General features: G+C 69.3%; 13 protein-coding genes. 7 read left to right on the top strand and 6 right to left on the bottom strand.

Annotation, left to right across the window (positions count from 1 at the left end; all coding sequences use genetic code 11):
• Positions 1–224: 224 nt before the first annotated feature.
• Positions 225–869 carry an amino acid-binding protein gene (locus EV137_RS37960; RefSeq protein WP_134011029.1) on the bottom strand — a complete coding sequence of 215 codons (645 nt, stop codon included), beginning with the start codon at positions 867–869 and terminating at the stop codon, positions 225–227.
• 213 nt (positions 870–1,082) lie between these two features.
• Between EV137_RS37960 and gatC the strand changes: the two genes are divergently transcribed.
• Genes gatC through gatB form a run of 3 tightly spaced genes read left to right on the top strand, consistent with a single transcriptional unit; the run spans position 1,083 to position 4,392 of the window.
• On the top strand, positions 1,083–1,379 hold the full coding sequence (gene gatC / locus EV137_RS37955; protein WP_134011031.1) for an Asp-tRNA(Asn)/Glu-tRNA(Gln) amidotransferase subunit GatC: 297 nt from the start codon (positions 1,083–1,085) through the stop codon (positions 1,377–1,379).
• Between the two features lie 2 nt (positions 1,380–1,381).
• The gene (gene gatA, locus EV137_RS37950) at positions 1,382–2,899 is read left to right on the top strand and encodes an Asp-tRNA(Asn)/Glu-tRNA(Gln) amidotransferase subunit GatA (RefSeq protein WP_134132981.1); all 1,518 of its coding nucleotides are present in this window, start codon (positions 1,382–1,384) and stop codon (positions 2,897–2,899) included.
• The gene (gatB, locus tag EV137_RS37945; protein ID WP_134132979.1) at positions 2,896–4,392 is read left to right on the top strand and encodes an Asp-tRNA(Asn)/Glu-tRNA(Gln) amidotransferase subunit GatB; all 1,497 of its coding nucleotides are present in this window, start codon (positions 2,896–2,898) and stop codon (positions 4,390–4,392) included. The genes gatA and gatB overlap by 4 nt, the downstream gene beginning before the upstream one ends.
• A 41-nt stretch (positions 4,393–4,433) precedes the next feature.
• Here the strand turns inward: gatB and EV137_RS37940 are convergent, their stop codons facing one another.
• From EV137_RS37940 to EV137_RS37925, 4 genes are all read right to left on the bottom strand, one after another.
• Positions 4,434–4,967 (bottom strand): general stress protein, encoded by a 534-nt coding sequence (locus tag EV137_RS37940; protein WP_134132978.1) that lies wholly within the window; start codon positions 4,965–4,967, stop codon positions 4,434–4,436.
• Positions 4,968–5,044: 77 nt separating this feature from the next.
• Positions 5,045–6,157 (bottom strand): PQQ-dependent sugar dehydrogenase, encoded by a 1,113-nt coding sequence (locus EV137_RS37935; RefSeq protein WP_134132977.1) that lies wholly within the window; start codon positions 6,155–6,157, stop codon positions 5,045–5,047.
• A gap of 54 nt (positions 6,158–6,211) precedes the next feature.
• Positions 6,212–7,498 carry an SAM-dependent methyltransferase gene (locus tag EV137_RS37930; protein ID WP_134132976.1) on the bottom strand — a complete coding sequence of 429 codons (1,287 nt, stop codon included), beginning with the start codon at positions 7,496–7,498 and terminating at the stop codon, positions 6,212–6,214.
• The gene (locus EV137_RS37925; protein WP_238175838.1) at positions 7,495–8,874 is read right to left on the bottom strand and encodes an FAD-binding oxidoreductase; all 1,380 of its coding nucleotides are present in this window, start codon (positions 8,872–8,874) and stop codon (positions 7,495–7,497) included. The genes EV137_RS37930 and EV137_RS37925 overlap by 4 nt, the downstream gene beginning before the upstream one ends.
• A gap of 77 nt (positions 8,875–8,951) precedes the next feature.
• Here EV137_RS37925 and EV137_RS37920 point away from each other — a divergent pair, with 77 nt between their 5' ends.
• The 4 genes from EV137_RS37920 to EV137_RS37905 all read left to right on the top strand — a co-directional run bounded on the left by EV137_RS37920 (position 8,952) and on the right by EV137_RS37905 (position 11,926).
• Positions 8,952–9,884 (top strand): 2-hydroxyacid dehydrogenase, encoded by a 933-nt coding sequence (locus tag EV137_RS37920; protein ID WP_134132974.1) that lies wholly within the window; start codon positions 8,952–8,954, stop codon positions 9,882–9,884.
• 34 nt (positions 9,885–9,918) lie between these two features.
• A complete protein-coding gene (locus EV137_RS37915; RefSeq protein ID WP_134132973.1) occupies positions 9,919–11,031 on the top strand; it encodes a WD40/YVTN/BNR-like repeat-containing protein in 1,113 nt (370 codons plus the stop codon).
• 9 nt (positions 11,032–11,040) lie between these two features.
• Positions 11,041–11,322 carry a ubiquitin-like small modifier protein 1 gene (locus EV137_RS37910; protein ID WP_134132972.1) on the top strand — a complete coding sequence of 94 codons (282 nt, stop codon included), beginning with the start codon at positions 11,041–11,043 and terminating at the stop codon, positions 11,320–11,322.
• A gap of 64 nt (positions 11,323–11,386) precedes the next feature.
• Complete coding sequence (locus EV137_RS37905) at positions 11,387–11,926, top strand: AAA family ATPase (protein ID WP_134132971.1); 540 nt, start codon at positions 11,387–11,389, stop codon at positions 11,924–11,926.
• Here EV137_RS37905 and EV137_RS37900 read toward each other — a convergent pair.
• Positions 11,916–12,794, bottom strand: a complete 879-nt coding sequence (locus tag EV137_RS37900; protein WP_134132969.1) for a 5-aminoimidazole-4-carboxamide ribonucleotide transformylase — start codon at positions 12,792–12,794, stop codon at positions 11,916–11,918. The genes EV137_RS37905 and EV137_RS37900 overlap by 11 nt on opposite strands.
• Positions 12,795–12,805: the final 11 nt, after the last annotated feature.

The raw sequence follows: 12,805 nt of genomic DNA, 5'->3' as shown, positions 1-12,805 counted from the left end.
TCCCACCACGTGAGCTCACGCGGGCCGACGCGACAGCTCACCCTCCGGGCACCGGCGAAAACCCGCGACTCGAACGGTTATCCCCTCGGAGGGAGGGTTCTCTGCTGATATGCGAGGGGAGAACCCCACACACGACGAGATATCCCCGGCTGTGGTCGATCCGGCGACGGTCGTAGCGTCGCGTGGCCGTTGACGCGGCTGCTCTTGACGCTTTTCGCGGTGGATCAGGCGGTGGCGCGGATGGTTACGGCGAGGGAGGCCAGGTAGGAGAGGCGGGCCACTTCGGAGCCGAGGAACTCGGGGCCGCCGCGGCGGCCGATGACGAGGACCCGGCGGTCCGAATCCAGGGGCGCGGCGACCAGCACGGACTCCGACAGACCCTTGTGGTCCGGGGCTTGCAGCGTCGTCGCCTTCTCCAGCGGGAGCCAGGCGCCGGCCATGTCACCGAACTCCGGCGTCGCGCTGGTCTCGAGCGCGACCTTCACCTCGCTGCCGGTGCCGTCGAGCAGCGCCGCCCAGTCCGCGTGCAGCACGGCCGGTGACTGCTCGACCAGGATGTCGATCGCGTCCGCGGGCGCCGAGGTCATCTGCTCGACCGCTTCGAGGTCCATGTGCAGTCCGCCGCCGGCGCCGTACCGCGAGAACCAGATGACCTCGACGTCGGGTACGCCGTTGCAGGCGGAGACCAGGCGGTCCGGGAGCACGCCCGGTGGCAGGTCGACCACGATGTCGTCGACGGCGGTGCCGTTCTCCCGCCGGTGCTCGACGATCTCGATCGCGTGGATGTCGGCGTCCACCTCACCGAGGGCCGTCGCCACCACGCCCAGCGAACCGGGCCGGTCGGGGATGATCAAGCGCAGCAGGAACACCGAACGATCATCTCCCAGCCGATCACCATGCGCGTAACGCCTTGTCGCGGCCTATGTTACAGAGCGGTAGGCACAGACACGCCGACCCATCTCATCCCACCGTCGTCCCCAGCCCGGGGGGCGACGCAACGTGCCTGTCACAGCGGCCCACTAGGATGGCTCGGGTCGCGGCGGAACACGCTGCGGAAGTCCTGCGAACCATTGGATCAGTTCATGCCATCGATTACCCGCGAAGAGGTCGCCCACCTGGCGCGACTGGCGCGGATCGAGCTCTCCGACGACGAGCTCGACCACCTTGCGCCGCAGCTCGACCAGATCATCACCTTGGTCGGGCAGGTCAGCCAGGTGGCGGCGGACGACATCCCGCCGACCTCGCACGCCCTGCCGCTGACCAACGTGATGCGCCCGGACGAGAACGTCCCGTGCCTCACCCCCGAGCAGGCGCTGTCCGGCGCGCCCGCCGCGGAAGAGCAGCGTTTCCGGGTGCCGCGGATCCTGGAGGAGGACTGACGATGAGCGACCTCACCAGGAAAACTGCGGCGGAGCTCGCGGAGTTGATGACGTCCGGGCAGGCCAGCTCGGTGGAGATCACGCAGGCCCACCTGGACCGGATCGCCGCTGTCGACGGTGCTGTGCACGCGTTCCTGCATGTCGACACCGAAGGCGCGCTGGCGCAGGCGAAGGCGGTCGACGACAAGCGGACGGCGGCCAAGAAGAGTGGCGAGCAGCTGTCCCCGCTGGCCGGTGTACCGCTGGCGCTGAAGGACGTGCTCACCCAGGAGGGCGTGCCGACCACGGCCGGCTCGAAGATCCTCGAGGGCTGGAAGCCGCCGTACGACTCGACGGTCGTGAAGCGGCTGAAGGCGGCCGGGATCGTGATCCTCGGCAAGACCAACATGGACGAGTTCGCGATGGGCTCCTCCACCGAGAACTCGGCGTACGGCACCACCCACAACCCGTGGGACCTGGCCCGGATCCCGGGCGGTTCCGGCGGCGGTTCGTCGGCCGCGATCTCGGCGTACGAGGCGCCGCTGGCGATCGGCACCGACACCGGCGGCTCGATCCGGCAGCCCGGCGCGTTCACCGGCACGGTCGGTGTGAAGCCGACGTACGGCGGGACCTCGCGGTACGGACTGATCGCGCTGGCGTCATCGCTGGACACGCCCGGTCCGTGTGCGCGGACGACGCTGGACGCGGCGCTGCTGCACGAGGCGATCGCCGGTTACGACCCGATGGACTCGACCTCGATCAACCAGCCGGTCCCGGCTGTCGTCGAGGCGGCCCGCAACGGCGATGTCGCCGGTCTGCGGATCGGTGTCGTGAAGGAGCTCGGCGGTGAGGGGTACCAGTCGGGGGTCGAGGCCCGCTTCCACGAGGCGGTCGAGCTGCTCACCAAGCTCGGCGCCGAGGTGGTCGAGGTCTCCTGCCCGCACTTCGAGTACGCGCTCCCGGCCTACTACCTGATCCTGCCGAGCGAGGCCTCGTCCAACCTGGCCAAGTTCGACGCGATGCGGTACGGGCTGCGCGTCGGCGATGACGGCACCAACAGCGCGGAGACGGTGACGAGCCTGACCCGTGAGGCCGGTTTCGGCGCCGAGGTGAAGCGCCGCATCATCCTCGGCACGCACGCGCTCTCGAGCGGGTACTACGACGCGTACTACGGTCAGGCGCAGAAGGTGCGGACGCTGATCGCCCGCGACTTCGCCAAGGCCTACGAGCAGGTCGACGTCCTGGTCTCGCCGGCCACTCCGACGACCGCGTTCGCGATCGGTGACCGGATCGACGACCCGATCGCGATGTACAAGAACGACCTGTGCACGATCCCGTCCAACCTGGCCGGTAACGCGGCCGCGTCGTTCCCGTGCGGCCTCGCCGACGAGGACGGCTTGCCGGTCGGCTTCCACGTGATGGCGCCGGTGATGCGCGACGACCTGCTCTACAAGGTCGGCGCCGCGCTGGAGTCCGCGCTGGCCGAGCAGTGGGGCGGCGTACTGATGACCAAGGCTCCGGAGCTGGAGGTGACCCGATGACTGCTGATGTCCTTGAGATCAACGACGCGCTGACGCAGTACGACCCGGTGCTGGGCCTCGAGGTCCACGTCGAGCTGAACACGAAGTCGAAGATGTTCTGCGGCTGCCCGACCGAGTTCGGCGCGCCGCCGAACACCCAGACCTGCCCGGTCTGCCTCGGTCTGCCGGGCGCGCTGCCGGTGGTGAACGCGAAGGCCGTCGAGTCCGCGATCAAGATCGGCCTGGCGCTGAACTGCGAGATCGCCGAGTGGTGCCGGTTCGCCCGGAAGAACTACTTCTACCCGGACATGCCGAAGAACTTCCAGACCTCGCAGTACGACGAGCCGATCGCGTTCAACGGCTGGACCGAGGTCGTCGTCGACGGCGAGACGTACCGGATCGAGATCGAGCGCGCGCACATGGAGGAGGACACCGGCAAGTCCACCCACGTCGGTGGCGCGACCGGCCGGATCCACGGCGCCTCGCACTCGCTGGTCGACTACAACCGGGCCGGTATTCCGCTGATCGAGATCGTCACCAAGACGATCGAGGTGCCGCCGGCGAAGGCCGCGGCGGTAGCGCGTGCGTACGTGAGCATGCTGCGTGACCTGCTGTTCGCGCTGGGCGTCTCCGACGTCCGGATGGACCAGGGCTCGCTGCGGTGCGACGCGAACGTCTCGCTGAAGCCGCACGGCTCGACTGTTCTGGGTACGCGGACCGAGACCAAGAACGTGAACTCGTTCCGTTCGGTCGAGCGTGCGGTGACGTACGAGATCACCCGGCAGGCGGCCGTCCTGTCGTCCGGCGGCAAGGTCCTGCAGGAGACCCGGCACTGGCACGAGGACACCGGTATCACCACGTCCGGCCGGGAGAAGTCCGACGCCGACGACTACCGGTACTTCCCGGAGCCCGACCTGGTCCCGGTCGCGCCGTCGCGCGAGTGGGTCGAGGAGCTGCGCGCGACCCTGCCCGAGGCACCTTCGCTACGTCGTGTGCGGCTGCAGGAGGACTGGGGTTTCACCGACCTCGAGATGCGCGACGTCATCAACGGCAACGCGCTGGAGCCGATCGTGGCGACCATCGAACTCGGCGTCACGCCGGCCGCCGCGAAGAAGTGGTGGCTGGGTGAGCTGGCCCGCTCGGCGAACGAGTCCGGTCAGGATCTGGACGCGCTGGGTGTCGGTCCGGCCGAGGTCGCCGAGGTGCAGAAGCTCGTCGACGACGGCACGCTGAACGACAAGCTCGCGCGGCAGGTGTTCGAGGGTCTGCTCGCCGGTGAGGGTACGCCGGCGGAGATCATCGAGAAGCGCGGTCTGGCGCTGGTGTCGGACGACTCGGCGCTGCTCGAGGCGATCGACCGCGCGATCGCGGCGAACCCGGACGTGGTCGAGAAGGTCAACTCCGGCAAGCCGGCCGCGGCCGGTGCGCTGATCGGCGCCGTGATGAAGGACATGCGCGGCCAGGCCGACGCCGCCAAGGTCCGCCAACTCCTGAACGAGAAGCTGGGTATCTGAATGCGGCCGAGGTGCCGGACCCAGGTCCGGCACCTCGGTTCTCACGCCGCGTCTCTGTGCGCTTCCTCGGACTGTGGCGCGTCGGCGATCACTCCACGCTCGACCCGGCCGTCGTCCACGTCGGCCGCATCCGCGAGCAACGTTCGGGCGACCGACAGCTCATCGGCCGGACAGCGGACCTCGTAGCGAGTCGGCAGCACTTCTGTGTCGAACGCGTCCGGGCGGTTGCGGACGAGACCCCGGAACAGGCCCCAGAGCGCTCCGATCAGGACGCCGTACACAAAGCCCCAGACCACGACGGCGAGGCCGTTGAGCGTGGTCTCGGCGACCAGGGTGATGAAGATCGCCGCGAGTACGCCGAGCAGCGCGCCCTGCGACGCGCTGACCGCTGTGAGCCGCGCGACCGGCACCGCCCGCTGTCTCCTCGCCTGCCGGAGTCCGGCGCCGACAACCTCCAGCCTCGCCGCGTCCATCCCGTAACTTCGCAGGTACTCGACTGTCCGCTGAGCATCACCGAAGTTGCTCACCGATGCGATCACACTGCTGGGGACGCCAGACGCCTGGCCGGTCGGCATACCGATCTCCTCCTCGAGTCGTGCGGTTCTTTCCTCAACAAGTACCAGACGACCGAAGAGCGCAAACGGTTGACTGGTCAGGAGGTGCTGATGGTCACTCGGAGGATGCGGTCGTCCCCGTCGCGGGTGCCGCCGCGGCCGTCGGTGTTCGACGTGGTGACCCACAACGAGCCGTCCGGAGCGAGTTCGACCGTGCGCAGACGCCCGTACTTGTTGGTGAAGAACGCCTGCGGCTCGCCAACTCGTTTGCCTCCGGCAACAGGAATTGCCCAGAGTCGCTGGCCGCGTAGCGACGCCATGAAGACGTATCCCTTGGCGAACGCGATCCCGGACGGCGACGCATCGGCCGTGTGCCACTGCGCGATCGGGTCGGTCATCCCGTCCAGCTGGCTGATTCCTTCGGCGGCCGGCCAGCCGTAGTTCGAGCCGGGGGTGATGGCGTTGAGTTCGTCCCAGGTGTTCTGCCCGAACTCGGCGGCGTACAACTGGTTCCCGTCGAACGCGAGGCCTTGGACGTTGCGGTGGCCCTTCGTGATCCAGACCCGGCCGTCGGGATTGCCCGGCGCGGCCTTGCCCTCGGTGGTGATCCGCAGGATCTTCCCGCCGAGCGAGTCGTCGTCCTGCGAGTTCGGCCGGTCCGACCCGTCGCCGGTCCCGGCGTACAGGAACCCGTCCGGCCCGAACCGCAGCCGCCCGCCGTTGTGGATCGCCGCCGCCGGAATCCCGTCCAGGATCACCTGCTGGTCCGACAACTTCCCGTCCTGGTAGGTGATCCGCGCGATCCGGTTGTCGTCCCCACCCGAGTAGTAGGCGTAGATGTACGGTTTGCCCGGATATCCCGGATCCACCGCCAGCCCGAGCAGCCCACCCTCCGACGAGTTCTTCACCCCGTCGACCGACCCGACCTCGGACACCTGCCCGTCGGCGATCCGCTTGATCTTCCCCGAGTCCCGCTCGGCCACCAACGCGCTCTTGTCCGGCAGGAACGCAAGCCCCCACGGCACCTCGATCCCCGTCGCCACGGTCGAGGCCACCGTCAGGCTCACCGCGGCAGCCCCACGCGGCCCGGACGCCGTACCCGAGCTGGCCGGCGCCGGCGCCGGACCCGCGCCCGACGGCGAGTCGTCCGAGCACCCCGACACCAACGCCAACGCCAACGCCGCAACCACTACCGCAGCCCGACCGTGCACGCCCGTCTCCTCCGCTAGCCCTGCCCCCAAGCTACTGCGAGGTCCAACCTGAGCTCAGCTTCCCCAGGTGGGGCGGAGGGGGAAGTGGGCGTTGGCGTCGTCGTCGAGTTTTACGGCGAGGACCTGGTGGAGTTGGGTGGTGTTGCGTTCGAAGCCGACGCGGCAGGCGGCCAGGTAGAGGCCCCAGATCTTGGCGGTCGGGTAGCCGACCTCGGCCACGGCCTTGTCCCAGTTCGCGAGCAGGTTGGCCGACCAGCCGGCCAGGGTGAGGGCATAGTGCTCGCGGAGATTCTCCTCGTGGCGGACCTCGAAGCCGGCGTCCTGGGCCTCGGCGATGATCCGGCCGGACCCGATCAGTTCGCCGTCCGGGAAGATGTAGCGGTCGATGAACGCGCCGGTCGAGCGGAACCGGTTGTCGGGCCGCGTGATGCTGTGGTTGAGCAGCCGGCCGCCCGGCTTCAGCCGGTCGAGCAGGAAACCGAAGTACGACGGGTAGTTGCGGACGCCGATGTGTTCGGTCAGGCCGATCGAGCTGATCGCGTCGAAGTCGCGCTCGGCGACGTCGCGGTAGTCGAGGAACCGCACCTCGGCGCGATCCTCCAGGCCGTCCCGCTTGATCGCCTGGGTCGCCCACTCCGCCTGGGCCGCGGACAGCGTGACGCCGAGCGCCTGGACTCCGTACTCGCGGGCCGCGTGCCGGACCATGCCGCCCCACCCGCAGCCGACGTCGAGGAGCCGCTGCCCCGGTCGCAGGTCGAGTTTGCGCGCGACCAGGTCGTACTTCTCCGCCTGCGCCTCCTCGAGCGTGGCATCGGCCGACGGGTAGACCGCACACGTGTAGGTCATCGACGGTCCGAGGATCAACTCGTAGAACCGGTTCGACACGTCGTAGTGGTGGTGGATCGCCGCCTTGTCCCGCGCTTTCGAGTGCCGCAGTCCCTCGAAGGTACGACGCCATTTCGGCAGGTGCTCCTGCGGCGGAGGGGGCGGCGGCTTCAGGTGACTCCAGCCGAGCCCGCGGACGATGCGCAGCGCCTCGCTGGGGCTCGGACGGTGGAAGTGGACGTGGTTCAGCATCATCCGCATCAGGTCGTACGGGTTGCCCGGATGCACACCTGTGATCTCCAGATCACCCATCACGTAGGCCCGCACCAGACCGAGGTCGCCAGGCGCGGTCAGCACGTACGACAGTCCCCGCTCGGAGGCGAGGTGCATGTGCACAGGTGAATCTTCGGGTCCGGTCGCGCTGCCGTCGTACGCCGTGAACCTGAACGGCAGCCCGTCCGGAGTCACCGCCGTGAGGGCTTCGGCGATCGATACGTGGGTCGCAAGCGTCGTCATCGGCGCGTCACCGCCTTTTCGTAGAGCCCGGTGAGCCGGGCGTCCGGGTCATAGCGTTTCTTCACCTTGTCCAGCGCCGCGACGTTGTAGAGCTGGTTGAAGGTGTCACGGTCGTAGTAGGCGTCGGAGTACAGGGACTTGTGGCCGCCGAAGTCGGTGACGGCCTGCTCGATCCGCCGATTGACGTCGCCGTCGGCGGCACCGGGGGCGATCGGGACGGTGCCCCAGAAGCCGACGTTCACGTACGTCTCGCCGGGCTGCAGCGGATAGAGCGGCCAGGACGTGTCTCCACGAAGCCGCAGCGGGCAGAGCCATACCGGACGCATGCCGACTTCTCCGTCGAACCAGCGCAGGAAGTCCGCCAGCCGGGCGACCGGGATCTCCACGTCCTGCACCACGCGTTCGCGGTCCGGCTGGCCGCGGCGACGGTTCAGCCGGGCGGCGACGTGGTGCCGGTTCTCGAAGCCGACGATCTTGTGGAACACGTCGCTGCGGCGCCAGCGCTTCGGCCACAACCGGCGTACGACGGGATGCTGTGCACCGAACGCCGCGGAACACCAGAACCAGTCGGTGTCCCAGCGCCAGAGGTAGTCGTGCGCGGTGAGGAAGTCCTTCGGGCGCTGCTGGATCGAGCGGTAGTAGATCTGCTGACCGGTGTAGTCGCTGGTCGGCACCGCGGCGTCGCTGTTCCGGCCGAGGGTCAGGTACGCCTCGGAGGGGCTGAACGCGACACCGTCGACGAAGTGCACCGGCTCACCGTCGTACGTGCCAGTGGCAACGATCTCGTCGACGGCCGGGGCCAGCGCGTCGAGGCCGAGCCGGACGTGCCGGAGGGCGACGTACGGCGAGATGCGGTCGAGCTCGATGCGCAACCGGGTCGCGTACCCGAGCGTTCCGTACGAGTTCGGGAACATCCGGAACAGGTCGGCGTGCTCGCCCTCGGGACGCGCCGTGACCAACGAGCCGGCGCCGGTGAGGATGTCCAGTTCGAGCACGGACTCGTGCGGGAGGCCGGCGCGGAACGACGACGACTCGATGCCGAGCCCTGTCACCGCGCCGCCGAGCGTGATCGTCTTGAGCTGCGGCACGACCATCGGCGTCAGCCCGAGCGGGAGGGTCGCCGCGACCAGGTCCTCGTACGTGCACATGCCCTGCACGTCGGCCGTCCGCGCGACCGGGTCCACGCTGATCACGCCGGTCAGCTTCGACACGTCCAGGCCGGGGCGCTGGATCTCCGTACGCGGCCGGAAGAGGTTCGAGCTGCGCTTCGCCAGCCGGACGGGCTCGCCCGGCGGGATCTGCTCGTACGACTCCCGCAGCCGCCCGACGGCCTGATCGTGCGCGACCCCCACCGCCATGTCCGATGTCGAAGGCACCAAACCAGAGTACGACGGCGCCGCCTCCTCAGGCGCGGGAGTTCAAAGTGTCCACGACCCCGAGTAGGTTCTGGTGCATGGCTGACGTGGTGAAGGCATGGCTCCCGTGGGAGGATCCGGACGCGTTCCTCGGCGGGGTGCCCAAGGGGTACGACGTGGATTTCTACTCCGGCGCCGAGCGGCCGCGGTCGCTCGACGAGGTGGAGTTCTACGTGCCCAGCTACATGGGCGGTGGCGACGTGTTCGACGTCATCCGGGAGATGCCGGCACTGAAGGTCGTGCAGCTGCAGACGGCCGGGTTCGAGCACGCGCAGTCGCGGATCGCCGACGGCGTCACCTTGTGCAACGCGCGCGGGGTGCACGACGCGTCCACGGCCGAGCTGGCGGTCGGGCTGATCCTGGCGTCGTACCGGAATCTTCCGCGGGCCGTCCGTGACCAGGAGCAGCAGATCTGGCCGGACTCGTACGACGAGGTCGACGACTCGCTCGCCGACCGGACGGTGCTGATCCTCGGGTACGGCGCGATCGGTGAGGCGCTCGAGCGCCGGCTGACCGGGTTCGAGTGCGACGTGATCCGGGTCGCCCGGCGGGCCCGCGACGGTGTGCATCCTACGAGTGAGCTGCCGGAGCTGTTGCCGCGCGCGGACGTCGTCGTACTGCTGACGCCGGCGACGCCGGAGACCGAGCGGATGGTCGACGCGAAGTTCCTGGCGAGCATGAAGGACGGCGCCCTGCTGGTGAACGTCGCGCGCGGTGTCGTCGTGGACACCGACGCGTTGCTGGCCGAGCTCGGGACACGGCGGATCCGGGCCGCGCTGGACGTCACGGATCCCGAGCCGTTGCCCGCCGGACATCCGCTGTGGTCTGCTCCGAACGTACTGATCAATCCGCATCGCGGCGGCGCCTCGACGGCGTTCGCGCCGCGGGTGGCCAGGCTGGTGCGCGCGCAACTCGAGCGCTACGCGTCCGGGGAACCGTTGATCAATGTGGTGGCGGGTCCGCCACGCTGACAGTGCCTTAAGAGGTTGAAAGGGGAGGACGACGATGTCCGAGGCCGTACTGCTGATCGGGACCAAGAAAGGTCTCTGGATCGGCCGGAGTGACGCTGCCCGCGAGGAGTGGCAGCTCGACGGACCGGTGCCGGAGTTCGAGATGCAGGGCGTGTACGCCGTGGGCATCGACACCCGCGGCGACAGTGCCCGCGGTGCCCACGGGGCCCGGCTGTTCGTCGGCGGCACCAGCGAGCACTGGGGCCCGGCGGTCTTCCACTCCGACGACCTCGGCGCGTCCTGGGCCGAGCCGCCGGAGGGTTCGATCGGGTTCCCGGCCGGCGCCGACGCCTCCCTCGAGCGGGTCTGGCAGATCCAGCCGGCACCCGCCGGCCAACCGGGCGTCGTGTACGCCGGGACGCAGCCGTCGGCGCTGTGGAAGTCGACCGACGGCGGCGTGACGTTCGAGCTGGTCACCGGCCTGTGGGACCACCCGCACCGCAAGGAGTGGGGCGCCGGATTCGGCGGCCAGGCGGTGCACACCGTGCTGCCGCATCCGACCGACGCCGACCGCGTGAGTGTCGCGATGTCGACCGGCGGGGTGTACCAGACCGCCGACGGCGGGAAGACCTGGTCGCCGCGGAACCAGGGCATCCAGGCGAAGTTCTTCCCGGACCCGTATCCGGAGTTCGGTCAGTGTGTCCACAAGCTGGCCGCGCACCCCGACGTCCCGGAGCGGATGTTCGCCCAGAACCACCACGGCGTGTACCGGTCGGACGACAGCGGCGCGGTCTGGAAGTCGATCGCCGACGGCCTCCCCTCGGACTTCGGGTTCCCGATCGTGGTGCACCCGCACGAGCCCGAGACCGTGTACGTCTTCCCGCTGGTCGCGGACGCGAACCGGATCCCGACCGAGGCGCAGTGCCGGGTCTACCGCTCCCGCGACGCCGGCTCGACCTGGGAGCCGCTGGCCGCCGGGTTGCCGGACGTGTCCTACGCCCCGGTGCTGCGGGACGCGATGACCGTCGACACCGCCGACCCTGCCGGTGTGTACGTCGGCACGCGGGACGGCTGCGTCTACGCGAGCGCCGACGCCGGCGACAGCTGGACCGAGGTCGCGCGCCACCTTCCGGATGTCCTCACCGTGCGAGCAGCGGTGCTGGGATAAGGGGGTCGGATGATCGCGGTCTGCCTACCCACGGTGCTGCGCCCGTTCGCGGGCGGCGCCGAACGCGTGGAGGTCGAGGTGGACGGTTCGCCGACCGTCGCCTCGGTCTTCGCGGCGCTCGAAGCCGACCACCCGGCGCTGCGCCGCCGCCTCACCGACGAGCAAGGCGCGGTCCGCCGGCACGTGAACATCTACCTCGGCAACGACAACATCCGTGATCTCTCCGGGCTCGAGACCAAGCTCACCGACGGCGACGAGCTCCTCGTCCTCCCGAGCGTCGCCGGCGGCTGACGTCCGGCGCCGGCGAAAACAAAAGACTGCCGTTCGGCGGCGGGCTTGGTTAGCGTCGGGCGGCATGAGCAACGTCCTCCTGCTGACCGGCCCGTCGGGCTCCGGTAAGACGACCGTGGCCCGGATGGTCGCGACCGGCGCGCCGCGGCCGACGATGCACCTGACGACCGATGAGTTCTACCGCGGCATCCGCACCGGCTTCATCGCGCCGTACCTGCCAGGAGCGCACCGCCAGAACGAGGTGGTCGTCGAGGCGATCGTCGCGACGGTGAGCGTGTACGCGCGCGGTGGGTACGACGTGGTCGTCGACGGCATCATCGGGCCCTGGTTCCTCGCCCCGTTCCGCGAGGCCGCGAAGGCGGGGGAGTGGACGATGTCGTACGTCGTACTGCGTCCAGACCTCGGTACGACGTTGCGGCGCGGGCAAGACCGGCCCCACCCCGAGCTGACGGACGCCGACGCGCTCACCGGTCTGCACGGTGCGTTCGCGGACCTCGGCCCCCTCGAGCCGCACGCGATCGACACCAGTCGGCTCGATGCGGAGCAGACGGCGGCCGAGGTCCGCGGAGCCGTTGCCTCAGGTAACTATCTGCTCAGTGCCTGAACAGGCGGATCCCGGTTTCCGACCACGTGATCCGGGCTGCCGCGCAGGCGGCCGCCACCTCGGGCGAGCGGATCGAACCGCCCGGTTCGGCAATGTGCGAAACGCCGTACCGCTGGGCCTCCACGACGTTGTCGGTGAACGGCAGCGCACCGTCGGAGACCATCGAGACACCGGTGAGCGGATCGGCCGAACGGCGGGCCCACCAGAGTGCGGCCTTCTCACCGGCGAGCCTCGTACAGTCCACCCGCGACTGCTGCCCGGCGCCGATGCCGATGGTCATCCCGTCCTTCACCATCACGACCGTGTTCGACTGGGTGTAGCGGGCGACGATCATGCCCAGCACCACGTCGTCCGGAAGGCCGCGGGGCACCGGCAGCGCATCACGTTCCTGCGTCAGCCGCACTCCGTAGAGCTCACGCACCTCCTCGGCCGGCGGCTCGAAGTCCGGGTCGACCTCCAGCACCAGGTAGGTCCCGCGCTTCTTCGCGGCGAGGATTTCCACCACGCCCTCGTCGTACCCGGGCGCGATGATCCCGTCCGACACCACCCGCTTCAGCACCATGGCCAACTCGAGATCCACCGGATGCGAGACCGCCACGAAGTCGCCGTACGACGACTTCGGATCAGCGTCCCGCGCACGGGTGTACGCGGCCGCCACCGTCTCGCCGAGCGCGGCACCCGCCGGTGACACATGCTTGTACGACGCCGCAGCCGGTACGCCGAACCGCTCCGCAGCCTCCCGCACCAACTGCCATCCGGTCAGCGCATCGAGAACATTGATGTACGACGGCTCACCCGCGACCACCGTGAACGGCGCAGAGTCGAGGCTCGCCGCTTGATGAGGATTCATGCCGTACCGCAAACGCATCAGGACCTCCG

The sequence above is a fragment of the Kribbella pratensis genome, from assembly GCF_004366075.1.
GTDB lineage: Bacteria > Actinomycetota > Actinomycetes > Propionibacteriales > Kribbellaceae > Kribbella > Kribbella pratensis.
The sequence above is the reverse complement of the archived record's forward strand: the minus strand, read 5'-3'. Positions and strand labels throughout refer to the sequence as shown.

Bases quoted from the DNA above. Each gene is read 5' to 3' on its own strand.
- EV137_RS37910 (WP_134132972.1), top strand. From the start codon at position 11,041: ATGATCGCGGTCTGCCTACCCACGGTGCTGCGCCCGTTCGCGGGCGGC.
- EV137_RS37905 (WP_134132971.1), top strand. From the start codon at position 11,387: ATGAGCAACGTCCTCCTGCTGACCGGCCCGTCGGGCTCCGGTAAGACG.
- gatC (WP_134011031.1), top strand. From the start codon at position 1,083: ATGCCATCGATTACCCGCGAAGAGGTCGCCCACCTGGCGCGACTGGCG.
- gatB (WP_134132979.1), top strand. From the start codon at position 2,896: ATGACTGCTGATGTCCTTGAGATCAACGACGCGCTGACGCAGTACGAC.
- EV137_RS37930 (WP_134132976.1), bottom strand. From the start codon at position 7,498: ATGACGACGCTTGCGACCCACGTATCGATCGCCGAAGCCCTCACGGCG.
- gatA (WP_134132981.1), top strand. From the start codon at position 1,382: ATGAGCGACCTCACCAGGAAAACTGCGGCGGAGCTCGCGGAGTTGATG.
- EV137_RS37915 (WP_134132973.1), top strand. From the start codon at position 9,919: ATGTCCGAGGCCGTACTGCTGATCGGGACCAAGAAAGGTCTCTGGATC.
- EV137_RS37940 (WP_134132978.1), bottom strand. From the start codon at position 4,967: ATGCCGACCGGCCAGGCGTCTGGCGTCCCCAGCAGTGTGATCGCATCG.
- EV137_RS37920 (WP_134132974.1), top strand. From the start codon at position 8,952: ATGGCTGACGTGGTGAAGGCATGGCTCCCGTGGGAGGATCCGGACGCG.
- EV137_RS37900 (WP_134132969.1), bottom strand. From the start codon at position 12,794: ATGCGTTTGCGGTACGGCATGAATCCTCATCAAGCGGCGAGCCTCGAC.